The organism is Streptomyces sp. NP160 (genome assembly GCF_006335115.1).
Lineage (GTDB): Bacteria > Actinomycetota > Actinomycetes > Actinomycetales > Quadrisphaeraceae > Quadrisphaera.
Window position 1 is genome coordinate 76,962 of record NZ_VDMJ01000044.1, and the last position, 17,603, is coordinate 94,564.

15 protein-coding genes and 1 tRNA gene are annotated in these 17,603 nt (G+C 75.5%); 2 read left to right on the top strand and 14 right to left on the bottom strand.

Annotation, left to right across the window (positions count from 1 at the left end; translation table 11 throughout):
* Positions 1–10: 10 nt before the first annotated feature.
* From FHN55_RS19535 to clpS, 3 genes are all read right to left on the bottom strand, one after another.
* Positions 11–1,015: an alcohol dehydrogenase catalytic domain-containing protein gene (locus tag FHN55_RS19535; RefSeq protein ID WP_139714077.1), complete on the bottom strand. Its 1,005-nt coding sequence runs from the start codon at positions 1,013–1,015 to the stop codon at positions 11–13.
* Positions 1,016–1,104: 89 nt separating this feature from the next.
* Positions 1,105–1,677: a DUF2017 domain-containing protein gene (locus FHN55_RS19540; RefSeq protein WP_139714078.1), complete on the bottom strand. Its 573-nt coding sequence runs from the start codon at positions 1,675–1,677 to the stop codon at positions 1,105–1,107.
* 1 nt (position 1,678) lies between these two features.
* Positions 1,679–1,915 carry an ATP-dependent Clp protease adapter ClpS gene (gene clpS, locus FHN55_RS23915; RefSeq protein ID WP_257571145.1) on the bottom strand — a complete coding sequence of 79 codons (237 nt, stop codon included), beginning with the start codon at positions 1,913–1,915 and terminating at the stop codon, positions 1,679–1,681.
* 233 nt (positions 1,916–2,148) lie between these two features.
* On the opposite strand from clpS, the gene FHN55_RS19550 reads away from it, so the two are divergent.
* Positions 2,149–3,399 (top strand): nicotinate phosphoribosyltransferase, encoded by a 1,251-nt coding sequence (locus tag FHN55_RS19550; protein ID WP_218974845.1) that lies wholly within the window; start codon positions 2,149–2,151, stop codon positions 3,397–3,399.
* Between the two features lie 57 nt (positions 3,400–3,456).
* Here FHN55_RS19550 and FHN55_RS19555 read toward each other — a convergent pair whose 3' ends face one another.
* From FHN55_RS19555 to gabT, 7 genes are all read right to left on the bottom strand, one after another.
* Complete coding sequence (locus FHN55_RS19555) at positions 3,457–3,696, bottom strand: hypothetical protein (RefSeq protein WP_139714080.1); 240 nt, start codon at positions 3,694–3,696, stop codon at positions 3,457–3,459.
* Positions 3,697–3,756: 60 nt separating this feature from the next.
* Positions 3,757–5,175, bottom strand: a complete 1,419-nt coding sequence (lysA, locus tag FHN55_RS19560) for a diaminopimelate decarboxylase (RefSeq protein ID WP_139714081.1) — start codon at positions 5,173–5,175, stop codon at positions 3,757–3,759.
* Positions 5,172–6,848, bottom strand: a complete 1,677-nt coding sequence (gene argS / locus FHN55_RS19565) for an arginine--tRNA ligase (RefSeq protein WP_139714082.1) — start codon at positions 6,846–6,848, stop codon at positions 5,172–5,174. Before argS ends, lysA begins: the two co-directional genes overlap by 4 nt.
* Before the next feature lie 9 nt (positions 6,849–6,857).
* The gene (locus tag FHN55_RS19570) at positions 6,858–7,283 is read right to left on the bottom strand and encodes a response regulator (protein WP_257571137.1); all 426 of its coding nucleotides are present in this window, start codon (positions 7,281–7,283) and stop codon (positions 6,858–6,860) included.
* Between the two features lie 73 nt (positions 7,284–7,356).
* Positions 7,357–8,862: an NAD-dependent succinate-semialdehyde dehydrogenase gene (locus FHN55_RS19575; protein WP_257571138.1), complete on the bottom strand. Its 1,506-nt coding sequence runs from the start codon at positions 8,860–8,862 to the stop codon at positions 7,357–7,359.
* Entirely contained in the window at positions 8,859–10,196 is a 1,338-nt protein-coding gene (locus FHN55_RS19580; RefSeq protein WP_218974835.1) for a Glu/Leu/Phe/Val dehydrogenase, read from the bottom strand. Before FHN55_RS19580 ends, FHN55_RS19575 begins: the two co-directional genes overlap by 4 nt.
* Positions 10,193–11,584 (bottom strand): 4-aminobutyrate--2-oxoglutarate transaminase, encoded by a 1,392-nt coding sequence (gene gabT, locus FHN55_RS19585; RefSeq protein ID WP_306821826.1) that lies wholly within the window; start codon positions 11,582–11,584, stop codon positions 10,193–10,195. Before gabT ends, FHN55_RS19580 begins: the two co-directional genes overlap by 4 nt.
* 187 nt (positions 11,585–11,771) lie before the next feature.
* Here gabT and FHN55_RS19590 point away from each other — a divergent pair, with 187 nt between their 5' ends.
* Complete coding sequence (locus FHN55_RS19590) at positions 11,772–12,656, top strand: LysR family transcriptional regulator (protein WP_139714083.1); 885 nt, start codon at positions 11,772–11,774, stop codon at positions 12,654–12,656.
* Between the two features lie 93 nt (positions 12,657–12,749).
* On the opposite strand, the gene FHN55_RS19595 is transcribed toward FHN55_RS19590, so the two are convergent.
* The 4 genes from FHN55_RS19595 to FHN55_RS19610 form a co-directional block, all read right to left on the bottom strand.
* Positions 12,750–14,141: an NAD-dependent succinate-semialdehyde dehydrogenase gene (locus tag FHN55_RS19595; RefSeq protein WP_139714084.1), complete on the bottom strand. Its 1,392-nt coding sequence runs from the start codon at positions 14,139–14,141 to the stop codon at positions 12,750–12,752.
* Positions 14,138–15,730, bottom strand: a complete 1,593-nt coding sequence (locus FHN55_RS19600; RefSeq protein WP_180357962.1) for an APC family permease — start codon at positions 15,728–15,730, stop codon at positions 14,138–14,140. The genes FHN55_RS19595 and FHN55_RS19600 overlap by 4 nt, the downstream gene beginning before the upstream one ends.
* Entirely contained in the window at positions 15,727–17,148 is a 1,422-nt protein-coding gene (locus FHN55_RS19605; RefSeq protein WP_139714085.1) for an NAD(P)/FAD-dependent oxidoreductase, read from the bottom strand. Before FHN55_RS19605 ends, FHN55_RS19600 begins: the two co-directional genes overlap by 4 nt.
* Before the next feature lie 303 nt (positions 17,149–17,451).
* A tRNA-Arg gene (locus FHN55_RS19610) sits at positions 17,452–17,523 on the bottom strand.
* Positions 17,524–17,603 lie beyond the last annotated feature (80 nt).

The window sequence follows — 17,603 nt, forward strand, 5'->3', positions numbered from 1 at the left end:
TAGGACGGGACTACGCGGTGAGCACCATCCGGAAGCGCGGGCGCCCGGCCATCATGGCGTCGAAGGCGTCCTGCGCGTCCTCCAGCGGCGCCTCCTCGACCATGGGCCGCACGCCGGTGAGCGCGGCGAAGCGCAGCGCGTCCTCGGAGTCCTTGGAGGTGCCGCTCGCGTGGCCGGCCACCGTGCGGCTGCCCAGGATGAGGTTGACGGCGTCCAGGGCCAGCGGCTGCTCCGGCACGCCCAGCACCACGAGCCGGCCGCGGGGGCGCAGCCCGGCGGCGGTGCCCGCGATGGCCTCGGCGTCGGTGACGGTGGCCAGGACCGCCGCGGCGCCGCCCAGGCGCTGCAGGGCCCCGGCGACGCCGCCCTCGCCGGGGTCGGTGGAGTCGACGTAGTGGTGGGCGCCGAGCTGCTCGGCGAACTCGCCCTTCTCGGCCCCGCGGGCCACCGCGACCACCTCGAAGCCCATCTTGGCGGCGTACTGCACCCCCAGGTGACCGAGGCCGCCGAGGCCGATGACCGCCACGAGGTCACCCGCGAGCGCCCCGGAGGTGCGCAGGCCGTGGAAGGTGGTGACGCCGGCGCACATGAGCGGTGCGGCCTCGGCGTCGGTGAGCCCGTCCGGGACGGCGGCGAGCGCGTCGGCGGGTGCCAGCACGTGGTCGGCGTAGCCGCCGTCGGAGGACAGGCCCGTGACGCGGCCCTCGACGCAGGAGATGAGGTCACCGCGGCGGCAGGGGTCGCAGCGGTAGCAGGCGCCGCCGAACCAGCCGATGCCCACGCGCTGGCCGACCTGCCACTGCGGCACGTCCTCGCCGACCGCCTCCACGCGGCCGGCGACCTCGTGGCCGGGCACGCGGGGGAAGCCACCCATCCCGCCGACCGCCATGGCGTCGCTGTGGCAGACGCCGCACGCGGCGACGCGCACCAGCACCTGCCCGCGCCCCCGCCGGGGCACCTCCCGCTCCACCAGCTGGAGGCCTGAGTCCGGACCGCTGACCTGGATCGCTCGCACACGACCGTTCTACCCGGCCCCGGCCGTCCCGGCCCGTCGAGCTGCCGGGGGCGAGGAGGACGACGACGGACGACGACGGAGCGGCGCGGTCAGCGCCCCGGCCGCCCGCGGCGCGCGGTCAGCGCCCCGACGAGGGACTCCTGCAGCCAGGTGAGGAAGTCGTAGACGGACGCCATCCACACGCGCGGGTCCTCCGGGTCGCGCGAGGCGGCGTCGGCGAGCACCTGCTCGGCGTCGTCGTCGGTGCGCAGCCCCAGCCGCTCGGCCAGCACCAGGCGGACGTCGGTCAGGGACACCAGCCAGGCGTGCGCCTCGTCCGGGTCCAGCACGAAGACACCCGGGCGGTCGAGGGTGGCCCGGGCCCGCTCGAGCGCCTCGCGCTTGCGGGCGCGCAGGCCCTTCTCGGTGAGGCGGCGGAACTCGCGGGCGGCGTCGGGGTCGTCCGTGGCGCCCTGCGGCAGCAGCCGGGCGACGGCGGGGTCGGAGGGCGGCGTCGTGGGGCCGCCGGTGCCGACGAGGGCCTCCAGCGGGTCCTCGGACGGCACCGTCCCGTCGTCGAGGAGCTCGGCCACCTCGCCCATGAGGCCGGCGAGCAGCGCGCGCTCGTCGTCGTCGAGGGTCGCGGTGACCCCGCGCCGGGTGCTCTCGAAGCGGCGGGCCACGTCAGGCGTCCTTCGTGAAGGTGGCCCACAGGCCGTAGGCGTGCATGGCCTCGGTGTCGCGCTCCATCTCCTCGCGGGTGCCGCTGGAGACCACGGCGCGGCCGGCCTCGTGGACGTCGCGCATGAGCTTCTCGGCCTTCTCCTTGGAGTGGCCGAAGTACGTCTGGAAGACGTAGGTCACGTACGACATGAGGTTCACGGGGTCGTTCCAGACGATGGTGACCCAGGGCTTGGCCACCTCGCCGTCGGGCGCCTCGACGCGCTCCTCGGCCTCGGCCGGCGCGGCCGTCGCGACGACGTGCGACGCAGCGGCGGCGACCAGCACGCGCTGTCGCCCGCCGATCACCGTGCGTCCGTCCGGTGGGTGCTCACGCGCCCCCATCCTACGGTGGCCCTGTGGAGACGACCCCGTCGAGCGGCACCGGGAACCTGCCCAGCACCGCCCTGCTGACCGACGCCTACGAGCTGACCATGCTGGAGTCGGCGCTGCGCAGCGGCGCCGCCGGCCGGCACTGCACCTTCGAGGTGTTCGCCCGCCGGCTGCCCGACGGCCGCCGCTACGGCGTGGTCGCCGGCACCGCCCGGGTGCTCGACGCCCTGGAGCGGTTCCGGTTCGACGAGCCGGTGCTGCAGGCGCTGCGCGAGGCCGGCCGGCTGTCGGAGGAGACGCTGGCGCACCTGGCGGGCTGGCGCTTCACCGGCGACGTCGACGGCTACGCCGAGGGCGAGGTGTACTTCCCGGGCTCCCCCGTGCTGACGGTCACCGGCAGCTTCGGGGAGGCCGTGGTGCTGGAGACGCTGGTGCTCGCCATCCTCAACCACGACTCCGCCGTCGCCTCCGCGGCGGCGCGGATGGCGGTGTCCGCAGCGGACCGCCCGATCATCGAGATGGGCAGCCGGCGCACCCACGAGGAGGCCGCCGTCGCCTCCGCCCGCGCCGCGTACCTGGCGGGCTTCGCCTCCACCTCCAACCTCGAGGCGGGACGCCGCTACGGCGTGCCGACGTCGGGCACCTCCGCGCACGCGTTCACGCTCCTGCACGACTCCGAGGAGGAGGCGTTCCGCGCCCAGGTGGCGGCCCTGGGCACCGGCACGACGCTGCTGGTGGACACCTACGACATCCACGCCGGGGTGGAGACCGCGGTGCGGGTGGCCGGCCCCGGGCTCGGCGCGGTGCGCATCGACTCCGGCGACCTGGCCGTCCTCGCGGTGCAGGTGCGCCAGCAGCTCGACTCCCTCGGCGCCACGGGCACGCGCATCGTGCTCTCCGGGGACCTCGACGAGTTCGGCATCGCCGCGCTGCGCGCCGCCCCCGTCGACGCCTACGGCGTGGGCACCTCGGTGGTCCAGGGCTCCGGCTCGCCCACCGCCGGGATGGTCTACAAGCTCGTCGAGGTCGACGGGCGCCCGGTGGCCAAGCGCTCGGAGTCGAAGGCGAGCCACGGCGGCCGCAAGCTGGCCGTGCGCCGCCACCGCAGCTCCGGGACCGCCACCGAGGAGGTCGTCAGCGCCGGTGGCCCGCCGCCCGCCGAGCCGGGCGACCGCCCGCTGCAGGTGCCGCTGGTGCGCCGCGGGGAGCGCGTCGGGCCCGCGTCCAGCGGCGACGGCCTGGCCGCGGCGCGCGAGCACCTCGGCGAGGTGCTCATCAGCCTGCCGTGGGAGGGACTCGCCCTGTCCAAGGGGGACCCGGCGGTGCCCACCCGGGTGCTGCCGCCGGTCTGAGACCCGGTGCCGCGTCCGGCCGCCGTCGGAGCAGGCCGACGACGGCGCGGCGGTGCGTCAGTGGGCTGCGCCGCCGCGCCCGAGCGGCTCGGCCTGCGGCAGGCCCTCCCGGACGCGGGCAATCCGCTCCTCCTGCTTGCGCTTGGCGGACACCCGGGCCGACCACAGCAGGCCGATGCCGCCCAGCACGATGCCGCCGAACTTGGAGAGGTCGTGCCACAGCGTGATGTCTCCGTTGAGCAGGCCGAGGAAGACCAGCACGGAACCGACGCCCATGAGCGTGAAGGGGATCGCCACGCCCTGATCCTGCCAGGTGCCGACCGCCGGGCGCTCGCGCGCCCCGCGGTCGGCCGCGCGTCAGCCGACGTCGAGGGCGAGCAGGTCGTCCTCGGTCTCGCGGCGCACCAGCACGCGGCTCTCGCCGTCCCTGACCGCCACCACGGGCGGACGGGGCACGTGGTTGTACTGGCTGGCCATGCTGTGGCAGTACGCGCCGGTGGCGGGCACCACGAGCAGGTCGCCGGCGGCGAGGTCGTCGGGGAGGAACTCGTCCTTGACCACCACGTCGCCGCTCTCGCAGTGCTTGCCCACCACGCGGCTCAGCACCGGGCGCGCGGACGAGCGGCGCCCGCCGAGCGTGGCGGAGTAGTCGGCGTCGTAGAGGGCGGTGCGGATGTTGTCGCTCATGCCGCCGTCGACGGCCACGTAGCGCCGGTGCAGGCCGCCGTCGAGGGCGACGTCCTTGGTGGACCCCACCCGGTACAGCGTCACGCCCGCCGGGCCGGCGATGGCGCGCCCGGGCTCGACGGAGACCTTCGGCACGGCCACGCCCAGCTGCGCGCACGCCGCGGTCACCACCTCGGCCATGCCCCGGGCGAGCTCGGCGGGGGCCAGCGGTGCGTCCTGCGTGGTGTAGGCGATGCCGAAGCCGCCGCCGAGGTCGATCTCGGGCAGCTCCACGCCGTGCTCGGCCAGCACCTGGGCGTGCAGGCCCAGGAGGCGGCGGGCGGCCACCTCGAAGCCGGACACGTCGAAGATCTGGCTGCCGATGTGGCTGTGCAGGCCGCGCAGCTCGAGCTCCGGTCGCGCGAGCACCCGCCGGACCGCCTCGGCGGCCTGGCCGGAGGCCAGCGACAGCCCGAACTTCTGGTCCTCGTGGGCGGTGGCGATGTAGTCGTGGGTGTGCGCCTCGACCCCGACGGTGGTGCGGATGAGCACGCCCTGCCGGACCCCGGCCTCGCGGGCGGCGTCAGCGGTCCGCTCGATGTCGTGGAAGCCGTCGACGACGACCTTGCCGACCCCCGCCCGCACGGCGCGGGTGATCTCGGCGTCGGACTTGTTGTTGCCGTGCAGCAGCACGTGCGCGGGGTCGGTGCCTCCGCGCAGCGCGACGGCCAGCTCGCCGCCGGTGCAGGCGTCGTAGCGCAGGCCGTCCTCGGCGAGCCAGCGCGCCACCGTCGTGCACGTGAAGGCCTTGGCGGCGTAGTAGACGTCGGCGCCGCCGCAGGCGTCGGCGAAGGCCTCCGCGAAGGCGTCGCGGAAGGCGGTGGCGCGGGCCCGGAAGTCGGCCTCGTCCACGACGTACGCGGGGGTGCCGTGCTGCGCGGCCAGCTCGGTGACCGGGACGCCGCCGACGCTCACGACGCCGTCGGCTCCCCGTCGAGCCGTGCTCGGCCAGAGCGCGGGCAGGAGGTCGTTGGCGTCGTCGGGCTCGCTCAGCCAGCCGGGGCCGCCGAGCCCCGCGGCGTGCTGGGGACCGGCCGGGTGGGCCCTCACATCCGCTCCGGGGCCGAGACGCCGAGCAGGGCGAGGCCGTTGGCCAGCACCGTGCGGGTGGCGTCGTTGAGCCACAGGCGGGTGCGGTGCACGTCGGTGACGGCCTCCTCGCCCATCGGCGTGACGCGGCGCTCGTCGTACCACTTGTGGTAGCTGCCGGCGAGGGACTCCAGGTAGCGGGCCACGCGGTGCGGCTCGCGCAGCTCGGCGGCCTGCGCCACCACCCGGGGGAAGTCGCCGAGGGCGGCGAGCAGCGTCGACTCGGTGGCGTGGTCGAGCACCGCCGGGTCGAAGCCGTCCTCCGTGCGCACACCGAGGTCGCGGGCGTTGCGCCCGACGCCGGAGGTGCGGGCGTGCGCGTACTGCACGTAGAAGACGGGGTTGTCGTTGGTCCGCTTGACCAGCAGGTCGAGGTCGACGTCGATCTGGGAGTCGACGCTGGAGCGCACCAGGGCGTAGCGGGCGGCGTCCACGCCGACGGCCTCGACGAGGTCCTCCATGGTCACCACGGTGCCGGCGCGCTTGCTCATGCGGACGGGGACGCCGTCGCGCACGAGGTTGACCATCTGGCCGATGAGCACCTCGACCACGGCCGGGTCGTCGCCGAAGGCGGCGGCGGCGGCCTTGAGGCGCGCGACGTAGCCGTGGTGGTCGGCGCCGAGCAGGTAGATGCACAGGTCGAAGCCGCGGGCGCGCTTGTCGCGCAGGTAGGCGAGGTCACCGGCGACGTAGGCGGGGTTCCCGTCGGACTTGATGACCACGCGGTCCTTGTCGTCGCCGAACTCCGTGGAGCGCAGCCACCAGGCGCCGTCCTCCTGGAAGAGGCGGCCCGAGTCCTTGAGCTGCTGCACCACGGACGCCACGGCGCCGGAGGTGTGCAGGGAGTCCTCGTGGAAGTAGACGTCGAAGTCGACGCGGAAGTCGTGCAGGCTCTGCTTGACCTCGTCGAACATCAGCGCCACGCCGCGGCTGCGGAACGCCTCCAGGGCCTCCGCCTCCGGCAGGGTGCTCGGGTCGGGCTCACCGGCGGCGAGGGCGTCGCGGACGATCGTGGAGGCGATCTCCTCGATGTAGTCGCCGCCGTAGCCGTCCTCGGGGGCCTCCTGGCCGAGGGCGCGGGCCAGCAGCGACCGGGCGAACCTGTCGATCTGGGCGCCGTGGTCGTTGAAGTAGTACTCGCGGGTGACGTCAGCCCCGACGGCCTCCAGCACGCGGGCGAGGGAGTCCCCGACGGCGGCCCAGCGGGTGCCGCCCAGGTGCACCGGGCCGGTGGGGTTGGCGGAGACGAACTCGAGGTCCACCCTCCGCCCGGCCAGGCCGTCGGTGCGGCCGAACGCGGGCCCGGCCTCCACGACGGAGCGGGCGAGCTCGCCGGCCGCGGCGGCGTCGAGGACGACGTTGAGGAAGCCCGGGCCCGCCACGTCGACGCTCTTGACGCCGGCCACGCCCGACAGGCGGGCGGCCAGCACCTCGGCGACCTTCCGCGGGGGCAGGCCGGCGGGCTTGGACAGCTGCAGCGCCACGGAGGTGGCCCAGTCGCCGTGGTCGCGGTTGCGCGGCCTCTCCACCTTGACGGCCTGCGGGACGGCGCCCGCCGGGAGGCTCAGCTCACCGGCGTCGACGGCGCCGGTGAGGCAGGCGCGGATGGCTGCCGACAGCTCCTCGGGGGTCACTCCCCCAGGTTACTGGCGGGAGGCGGCGGCCCCGGCCGCGCTGGCGCCCCTCGGCGGCCTGCCGGCGGCGGCCAGGTCCTCGACCACCTGGATCAGCGCCGTGGGCTCGAAGGGCTTGGCCACCAGCGCGTCGACGCCCACCTGCACGGCGCGGGCGCGCTGGTGGGCCTGCACGCTGGCGGTGACCATGACCACCGGGATGTCGGACAGGGCCGGGTCGCGGCGGATCTCCGCGACGGCGCTCCACCCGTCCCGGGGCTCCATGACGGCGTCCATGGTGACGACGTCGGGGCGCGGCGCCCCGGGGTCGCGCAGCCGGACCAGGCACTCCTCGCCGTCGGCGGCCTCGTCCACCTCGTGGCCCTCGAGCTCGAGGTTGAGGCGGATGAGCATGCGGATCTGCGCCGTGTCGTCGACGACCAGCACGAGAGCCACGCGTCAAGGGTAGGAGCGGCACCTGGGGGCCGCCCGGTGACCCGCTGTGCGGGTCCTCCGGGCGGCAGACGCCTCACCAGGCCACGGACAGGTACTGCGTCTCCAGGTACTCCTCGACGCCGGCACGGGCCCCCTCGCGGCCGATGCCGGACTGCTTCATCCCCCCGAAGGGCGCCGACGGGTCCGAGACCAGGCCGCGGTTGACGCCGACCATGCCCGCCTCCACCTCCTCGGCCAGGTGCAGCGCGTCGCCGAGCGGACCGAAGACGTACGCCGCCAGGCCCGTCTCGGTGCCGTTGACGGCGGCCAGCAGCCGGTCCCACCCGGTGCCGGCGCCCCAGGAGTCGTCGAAGACGACGACGGGCGCCACGGGCCCGAACAGCTCCTCGGCGAGCACGTCGGCGTCGGCGGGCACGTCGGCGAGCACCACCGGCGCCAGGAAGTGGCCGCTCAGGTGCTCGGGGACGACGGCGCGCGCCGCCACGCGGGCACCCTGCGCCAGCGCCCCCTGCACCAGGGCCTCGACGCCGGCGCGCTCGCGCTCGGAGATCATCGGCCCCACCTGCGCGCCGGTGCTCGCCGGGCCGACGGTGAGCGCCTCGACGGCCGCGGCGAACCGGGCCGTGAACTCCTGCGCGAGCGAGGCGTGCACGTAGAACCGGTTGGCCGCCGTGCACGCCTGGCCGCCGCCGCGGAACTTGGCGGTCATCGCCCCGGCCACCGCCGCCTCGACGTCGGCGCCCGGCAGCACGACGAACGGGGCGTTGCCGCCCAGCTCCATCGAGGTGGTCAGCACGCGGTCGGCGGCCTGGCGCAGCAGCACCCGCCCGACGCCGGTGGAGCCGGTGAAGGAGACCTTGCGGACGCGGTCGTCCGCCAGCCAGGTGGAGACCACGTCCCCTGCGGCCGTCGTCGGCACGAGGTTGACCGCGCCGTCGGGCACCCCCGCCTCGGCGAGCAGGCGCACCACGGCGACGGCGGTGAGCGGGGTCTGCGCCGCGGGCTTGAGCACCACCGTGCAGCCCGCCGCGAGCGCCGGGGCGATCTTGCGGGCGGCCATGGCGGCGGGGAAGTTCCACGGCGTCACCAGGGCGGCCACCCCGACGGGCCGGTGCGTCACGAGGGTGCGCGTGCCACCGGCCGGCGAGCTGCCGTAGTCGCCGTGGGGGCGGACGGCCTCCTCGGCGTACCAGCGGAAGAACTCCGCGGAGTACAGGACCTCTCCGCGGGCGTCGGCCAGCGACTTGCCGTTCTCGGCGCTGACCAGGGCGGCGAGGCGATCGGCGTCGCGCACGAGCAGCTCGAAGGCACGCCGCAGCACCTCGGCGCGCTCGCGCGGCGGGGTGCGCCGCCAGCCGTCGAAGGCCGCCGCCGCGGCGTCGACGGCTGCGGTCGCGTCGGCCGCGGTGCCGTCGGCGACGCGGGCGAGCACCTCGAGGGTGGCGGGGTCCTCCACGGGGAAGGTCCCCGCACCGGGCAGGGCCCGCCCGCCGACGAGCACCCCGTGCGCGGGGTCGAGCTCGGCGAGCAGCAGCTCGAGGTCGGTGGAGGTGCCGGTCGAGCCGGTGGTGGCGGTCACGGGTAGAGCCCCCTCTGGGTGTGGGCCTGCGCCACCCGCTGGACGGCGAGGCTGGTGGCGGCGGCGCGCAGGTCCACGCCGTGCCGCTGGGACTGGGCGAGCACCTGCTGCCAGGCCGAGGTCATGCGGTCGGCGAGGCGGGCCTCCACCTCGGCCTCGGACCACCAGTACGCCTGGTTGGCCTGCACCCACTCGAAGTAGGAGACGATCACACCGCCGGCGTTGGCGAGGATGTCCGGCACCACGAGCACCCCGCGCTGCGCGAGCAGCTCGTCCGCGGCCGCGGTGGTGGGGCCGTTGGCGCCCTCCACCACGAGGCGCGCGCGCACACCACCGGCGTTGCCCTCGTGCAGGACGCCCTCCACCGCGGCGGGCACGAGCAGGTCGACGTCGGCGGTGAGCAGGTCCGCACCGTCGAGCGGGACCCCGCCGCGGAAGCCGGCCACGGAGCCGGTGGCGTCCACGTGCGCCTCGAGCGCGACCACGTCCAGCCCGGAGCCGTCCGCCGACGGCGCTGCGGCCACAGCGCCGTACTGGTCGCTGACGGCGCGCACGGCCACGCCGGCCTCGGCGAGGAACCTCGCGGTGCCGCGCCCGACCTTGCCGAAGCCCTGCACCGCGGCGGTGGAGCGCGCCGGGTCCAGGCCGAGGTGGCGCAGGGCGGCGAGCGCCACGTGGACGACCCCGCGGGAGGTGGCCGAGGCCCGTCCCAGCGACCCGCCGAGGGAGATGGGCTTGCCCGTCACCACGCCCAGCACCGTGTGGCCCGCGCCCACGGAGTAGGTGTCCATCATCCAGGCCATGGTCTGCTCGTCGGTGCCGACGTCGGGGGCGGGGATGTCCTGGACGGGGCCGATGAGCGGGGAGATCTCGCTGGTGAAGCGGCGGGTGACGCGCTCGAGCTCGGCGGTCGAGTACTGGCGCGGGTCGATCCGCACCCCGCCCTTGGCGCCGCCGTAGGGCACGTCGAGCAGGGCGCACTTCCAGGTCATCCACATCGCCAGGGCGCGCACCTCGTCGAGGTCGACGTGGGGGCTGAAGCGGACGCCGCCCTTGCCCGGACCGCGGGAGTAGTTGTGCTGCACGCGGTGGCCGGTGAGCACCTCCACGCTGCCGTCGTCGCGGCGCAGCGGGATGCTCACCGTCACCTCGCGGCGGGGCACCGACAGCAGCTCGTAGGTGCCCCGGTCGTACCCGAGGAGCTCCACGGCGGCGGCCAGCTGCGCGCGGGCGTCGGCCAGGGTGGCCGCACCGCCCGTCAGCGCCGTCGGCGCCGCCGGCGCGGTCAGCGCCGCCTGCGGCGGGGCCGCGGACCGGTCGTGCACGGCGGTCACCGGGCGGCCGCCGTCGTCGTCGTGGTGGTCGCGAAGGCGGCGTCCAGCACGTCGAAGGCGTCGTGGAGCAGCTCGTCGCTGGTCGACAGCGGCGGCAGGAAGCGCAGCACGTTCCCGTGGGTGCCGCAGGTCAGCACGATGACGCCCTGCGCCTTCGCCGCGCCGGCCACGGCGGCGGCCAGCGCGGGGTCGGGGGTGAGTCCGTCCTCACCGACCAGCTCCACGCCCAGCATCGCGCCGCGGCCGCGGACGTCGCCGACGCGGGGGTCGCGGGCGGCGAGGGCGTGCAGGCGGCCCTTGACCAGCCGCTCGACCTCGCGGGCCCGCGCGAGCAGGCCGTCGCGCTCGACGGCCTCCAGCGCGGCGAGCGCGGCGGCGCAGGCGACGGGGTTGCCGCCGTAGGTGCCGCCCAGGCCGCCGGTGTGCACCGCGTCGACCAGCTCGGCGCGGCCGGTGACGGCGGACAGCGGCATGCCGCCGGCCACGCCCTTGGCCACCACGACGAGGTCGGGGACGACGCCCTCGTGGTCGCAGGCGAACCAGTCGCCGGTGCGCCCGACGCCGGTCTGCACCTCGTCGGCCACGAACAGCGCGCCGTTCTCGCGGCACCAGGCGGCCAGCGCGGGGAGGAACCCGGGGGCGGGCTCGATGAAGCCGCCCTCGCCCTGGACGGGCTCGATGACGACGCAGGCCACCTGGTCGGCGCCGACCTGCTTCTCGACCACGTCGATCGCGCGGGCCGCGGCCTCAGCTCCGGACAGGCCGCCGTCGCGGAAGGGGTAGGACAGCGGGGCGCGGTAGACCTCGCCCGCGAACGGCCCGAACCCGCTCTTGTAGGGCATGGCCTTGGCGGTCATGGCCATCGTGAGGTTCGTGCGGCCGTGGTAGGCGTGGTCGAAGACGACGACGGCGTCGCGCCCGGTGGCGTGCCGGGCGATCTTCACGGCGTTCTCCACGGCCTCGGCGCCGGAGTTGAACAGGGCCGTCCTCTTGGCGTGGTCGCCGGGGGTGAGCGCGTTGAGCCTCTCGGCCACGGCCACGTACGGCTCGTAGGGGGTGACCATGAAGCAGGTGTGGGTGAACTGCTCCACCTGCGCCTGCACGGCCGCGACGACGGCGGGGTGGCTCGCGCCGACCGTGGTGACGGCGATGCCCGAGCCGAGGTCGATGAAGCGGTTGCCGTCGACGTCCTCGACGATCCCGCCGCCGGCCCGGGCCGCGAAGACGGGCACCGTGGTGCCGACGCCGGCGGCCACCGCGGAGGCCTTGCGGGCCATGAGGGCGCGCGAGCGCGGGCCCGGCAGCTCGGTGGCCAGGTGGCGCGACTGCGGCAGCTCGGTCCCGGGGGGCGCGGCGGTGTCGGGGGTGCGGTCGGCCAGCTGGGTCACAGGGCTCTCCTCGTCGAGGTCCGGGTGAGGACGGGCAGCGCGCCCGCCGTGCTGGTGCCAGCGTGGACTCGCGCCTCCCATGCCGTCCAATGCCGGTCTCCTTTCGGCTCCATGCCCGTGGGGCATACGAGCGAGGGCATCGCACCTGCCTGGACGGGGCGCCCCGCCGTCTGGCAGAACAGCCTCCGTGGAGCTGCGCACCCTGGGCTACTTCGTCGCGACCGCCGACGCCGGCACGGTCAGCGCCGCCGCCGAGCGCGTGCACGTGACGCAGCCGTCGCTGTCGCGCCAGCTGCGCGGGCTCGAGCGGGAGCTGGGCGTCGACCTCTTCGAGCGCGGGCAGCGGCGCCTGGAGCTCTCCCCCGCCGGCCGGGCGCTGCTGCCGCGCGCCCGGGCCCTGCTGGACGACGCCGAGGCGCTGCGCCGCGCCGCCCGCGTCCACGCCCGCGGCGCGCTGGAGCGGGTGACGGTGGCAGCACCGGCCACCACGCTCACCGACGTCGTCTCGCCGTTCCTCACCACGCTGGCCCCGGCCGACCCGGTGCCCTCGGTCCGCGAGACCGACGGCTCCTCGGCGCAGGAGGCGCTGCGCGCGGGCGCCGACCTGGTCATCGTGGCCGGGCGCCCGCCGCGGCCGCTGGCCTCCCGCGCGCTGCCGCCCCTGCCGGTGTGGGCCTACCTGCCCGGCGACCACCCCTGGGTCGGCGAGCGGCGCGTCGGCCTGGCCGAGCTCGCCGGCCAGCCGCTCGTCGTCCTGCCCTCCACCCACCCCGCCCGCCGGGTGCTCGACGCGGCGCTGACCACAGCCGGCCTGGACGCACCCCGGCTGCTCGAGGCGAGCAACGGGACGGTGGCGCAGGCGCTGTGCGCCGCCGGCCGCGGCGTGGCGGTGGTCTCGGACGACCCCCGCTTCGACCTGGCCCGCGTCGCGGTCGCGCTCTCAGGCGACGACGACGACGAGCTGCGCGTGCGGCTCCACTGCGCCTGGGACACGCGCCACCCCGCCGCGGAGGTGCTGGCGGAGCTGGCCGGGCGCATCGGCGACTTCGTCGTCGCCCGCTACCCCTCCTGACCGCGCCCCCGCACCCCCTCCCTGACCGTGATCATGGGCGATCGGCCACCTCTCCGGGTGGCCGATCGCCCATGATCACGGCGAGGGGGTGGGTCAGCCGGCGACGCGGATGAGCTTCTTGTTGACGAACTCGTCCGCCGCCAGGGTGCCCATCTCGCGCGAGGTCCCGCTGCGCTTGACCCCGCCGAAGGGCAGCTCCGGGGAGTCGGCCAGCACGCAGTTGACGAAGACCATGCCGGCCTCGATCTTGTCGGCTACCCGCTCGGCCTGCGCCGCGTCGGTGGTGAAGACGTACGAGCCCAGGCCGTAGGCGGTGTCGTTGGCCAGCTCCACGGCGTCGTCCTCGTCCGCGACGCGGTAGACCACCGCCACCGGGCCGAACAGCTCCTCGGAGTACGCCGGGTTGCCGGGGACCACGTCGGTGAGCACGGTCGGCGCGTAGAAGGCGCCGTCGCGGGTGCCTCCCGTGACCAGGGTCGCCCCGGCCGCCACGGCGCGGTCCACCTGGTCGGCGAGGCGCTCGGCCGCCGCCAGCGAGCTCAGCGGGCCGAGGTCGGTGCCGTCGGCGAAGGGGTCGCCCGTGGTGGCCTCGGCCATCTTGGCGGTGATCTTCTCCACGAACGGCTCGTAGAGGTCCTCGACGACGATGAAGCGCTTGGCGGCGTTGCAGGACTGCCCGGTGTTGTCCAGGCGCGCGGCCACCGCCTGCTCGACCACGGCGTCGAGGTCGTCGGTGGACAGCAGCACGAACGGGTCCGAGCCGCCCAGCTCCAGGGCCACCTTCTTGAGGTGGCGCCCGGCGATCTCCGCCACGGCCGCACCGGCCCGCTCCGAGCCGGTCAGCGAGACGCCGGCCACCCGCGGGTCGCCGATGACCGCGGCGGCCTGGTCGTTCGACAGGCGCACGTTGACGTAGGCGCCGGCCGGCACGCCGAGCTCTGCCGCGGCGTCGTCGAAGGCCTTCTGGATGAGCTCGGCCGAGACCGGGCACTGCGGGGCGTGCTTGAGGATGATCGTGTTGCCCACCACGAGGTTCGGGCCGGCGAACCGGGCGACCTGGTAGTAGGGGAAGTTCCACGGCATGATCCCCAGCAGCGGGCCCAGCGACGCGCGGCGCACCACCGCGGTGCCCTCGCCGCCGAGCAGGTCGATGGGCTGGTCGGCCGTGAGCTGCTCGGCGCGGTCGGCGTAGTACTCGTAGATGTCCGCGGCGAAGTCGACCTCGCCGAGCGCGGCCTCCTTCGGCTTGCCCATCTCCCGCACGATCGCGTCGGCCAGCTCCTCGCGGCGCTCGCGGTGCAGCTGGGCCACGCGGCGCACCAGCTCACCGCGCTGCACGGCGGTGCTGGACCGGGACCAGCCGCGGTGGGCCTCGGTGGCGGCGGCGATGGCCGCCTCGACCTCCTCGTCCGTGGCGGTCGGGTAGGAGTCCAGCTCCTGGCCGGTGGCGGGGTTGACGACCCGGTACTCGCTGCTGGTGCTCATGCGTGCTCCCTGTCGGTGAGGTCGGCAGTGCTGCCTGAGGTGGCGTCGGCGGTGGTGTCCGAGGTGCTGTCGCTGCGCCGCAGCGTCTCAGAGCGGAAGAACGCCGGTCGAGCCAGGCGCTGCGCGACCATCAGGACGGCGCCCACCGCGATGACGCCGACGCCCAGCACGAAGACCAGGCCGACCCCGCCGACCGACGAGCCGCTGCCGTAGGCGGGGTCGGTGCTGTCGACGAGGGTGGTGACGAACAGGACCGCGAGCACCAGCCCGCCCACCAGCGGGCACACCAGCGTGAACAGGGCGCTGCGCGCGGAGGCGGACCACTGGCGGCGGAAGTACCAGACGCACGCGAAGGCGGTGGTGCCGTAGTAGAAGCAGATCATCATGCCGAGCGCGGTGATGGTGTCCCACAGGACGTTCTCGCTGACCACGCGCATCACGGCGTAGAACGCGGCCGCGACGGCCGCGGCGGCCACCGTGGCGTTGCCCGGGGTGGCGAAGCGCGGGTGCACGCGGCCGAACCACGCCGGCAGCGCGCCGTAGTGGCCCATGGCCAGCAGGGTCCGGGCCGGGGAGACGAACGTCGACTGCAGGGAGGCCGCCGAGCTGGTGAGCACCGCGAGGGACACGAGGGCGGCCGCCGGCCCGAGCACCGGGCCCGCGAGGGCGGAGAAGGCGTTGTCCTGCAGCTCGGGGTTGTTCAGCCCGTGCCCAGTGTCGCCCGTCCCGGCGAAGGCGAGCAGGCAGACCGCGAGCAGCAGGTAGACCGCCACGATGACCGCCACGGTGACCATCGCGGCGCGGCCGGGCGTGCGGTCGGGGTCGGCGGTCTCCTCGTTCATCGTCAGGGTGACGTCCCAGCCCCAGAAGATGAAGATCGACAGCGACAGGCCCGCGGCGAACGCCGAGGTGCTGGACACGGCCGTCGGGTCGAACCAGTCCAGCGCGACCTGCGCGCTGCCCTGTTCGCCGTGGGTGGCCCGCCACAGCGCGACCCCCGCGAAGAGCACGAGCACGGCCAGCTGGAAGGCGACCATGACGAGCTGCACCCGCTGCGTGGTCTGCATGTCGCGGTAGGCGACGGCGGTGGCGGCCGCCACGAACGCCAGGCAGACCAGCACGTTGACGGCGGTGTTCGACGCCAGGTCGGCCAGCCCGGCGCTGCCCGTGACCTGGGCCAGCAGCAGGAAGAGGAAGTCGACGGCGATGCCGGCGAGGTTGGACAGCACGAGCACCGTCGCGGCCACCAGGCCCCAGCCGGCCATCCAGCCCACCCACGGGCCGAACGCGCGGGTGGCCCACGTGAAGGTGGTGCCGGAGTCTGGCATGGCCCGGTTGAGCTCCCGGTACCCGAGCGCGACCAGCAGCATCGGCAGGAACCCGACCAGCACCAGCGCCGGCACCTGCTGGCCCACCTCGGAGACCGTCGGGCCGAGCGCCGCGGTCATCGTGTAGGCGGGTGCGATCGACGACAGCCCGATGACCACTGCACCGACCAGGCCGACGGTCCCGACGCCCAGCCCCTTGCCCGACAGGCCCCTGGCTCGCAGCTCCGCCTCGGCGGGCGGAGGCGCCTGCTGGACGCTCACCGCGCCGCGCCGACGGGGACGGGGACGGCCAGCTCGGCGGCGATCCGCTCGGCGACGAGGTGGCCCATCCGGATCGCGCCGTCGACGTGCTGGTACCCGAGGCCGGCGAGGTCGGAGCAGGCGAAGCTCACCGGGCCGACGGGGGTGCGCAGGTCGGCGCCGTAGCGGTGCAGGCCACCGAGGTCGAAGCTGGCGGCGTAGGCGCCGCGGGTCCACTCCTCCGAGCCCCAGTCGCTCTCGTAGTACACGACCGGGTGCTTCGCCTGCTCCCCGTAGTAGTGGGCGAGGGACTCCAGCACCCGCTCGCGCCGCTCGTCAGCGGTCAGGGCGAGCACCTCGTCGGCGCGGACGTCGGAGACGAAGCCGACCAGGGTGCCGCGGGCGTCGCCGTGGTTGGTGTTGTCGTACGCCTCGTGGCAGAGCTCGTGCGGCCCGAACGCGGTGCCGGACAGGCCGTCGGCGCGCCAGAACGGGGTGTCGTAGACGGCGTGCACCTTGATGACGAAGCCCATCGACAGGTGCTGGTGGAGCTGCTGCTGGCGGAGCGGCAGCGGCGGGTCGAAGGTGATGCGCGGCAGCAGCACCGGCGCCAGGGCCAGCACGGCGCGGCGGGCGCGGACCACCGCACCGCCGTCGGCCTCGGCCACGACGCTGCCGCCGTCCTCGCCCTCACCGGCCGACCAGCGCAGGGTGCGGACCGGACGGCCCAGCAGCACGTCCCCGCCGAGGCGCTCGGCCAGGCGCAGCGGCACCTGCTGGAGCCCCCCGACCACTCGCCGGTCGAGGATGAAGTCGGGGTCCACCAGGTGGGAGAAGCTGCCGGCGCTGGCCGCCATGAGCAGCGCCTGCAGCACGGAGAAGGCGTGAGCGGGCTTGGTGAGCATGGCGCCGGCCACGAAGAGGGCCACCTGCACGCGGGCCTGCTCGTCGTCGGTCTGGTCGGCGAGCCAGGCCTCGAAGCTCGTGCGGTCCAGGCGCTCGGCGTCGGGGTGCTCCCAGGGCCGGTCCGGGTCGACCTGGGCGACGAGCGCGTCGAGGACCCCGGTCAGCCGGCTGACCTCGGCCTCGGTGCGCGGGTCGCACGGCAGCACCTCGCCGGTGTAGCGGGTGCGCGTCCCGTCGGCGTCCACGAACACGGAGTCGCCCTCGCGGAAGCGGGGGTGGGTGGTCAGGCCGAGCTCGTCGAGGGTGGCGAGCAGGGCCGTCTGGTCCGGCGAGACCCACTGCCCGCCGACCTCCAGCACCGCGCCGTCCACGACGTCGGTGTGCAGGCGCCCGCCGACGCGGTCGCGCGCCTCCAGGACGACGACGGACAGGCCCGCCCGGCGCAGGTCCGTCGCCGCGGTCAGGCCGGCGGCGCCGGCTCCCACGACGACGACGTCGACGTCGAGCTCGACGGGGTGGTGGCTGTGCTGCACGGGGTCCTCCGCGGGTCGTCCGGGCGCTCGCTGCGAGCGCGTCGCGCGCCGGCGCCGCCCGGCCGGGCGGACGCGGTCCGCGGGCTCGGTGTGCTGACGACGCCGTCGCGCACTGCTGAGCAGCGTGGAGCGGGGCGGCGGTGCCCGTCCAATGCCTGCTGGCGGGCCCTCGGATGCCTCCTGGGCATGGGCGCAGGCGCGCCGAGCCGGACGGGTGCACGACGGAGGGCGCACGGCGGGCGCTGCGGGAAGCGGGAGCGCGGCGGAGGGGCGCGTCGCGGTGGTGGGACTGCCGCCCGGGGGTGCCCCCGGCAGGATTCGAACCTGCGCACCCGCCTCCGGAGGGCGGTGCTCTATCCCCTGAGCTACGGGGGCGGCTGCCGCGCTCACGCGGCCCGATGAGACTACCAGCGGGTCGACCGGCCGCCGACGGCGACCGGTCGGGCGCCGCCGAC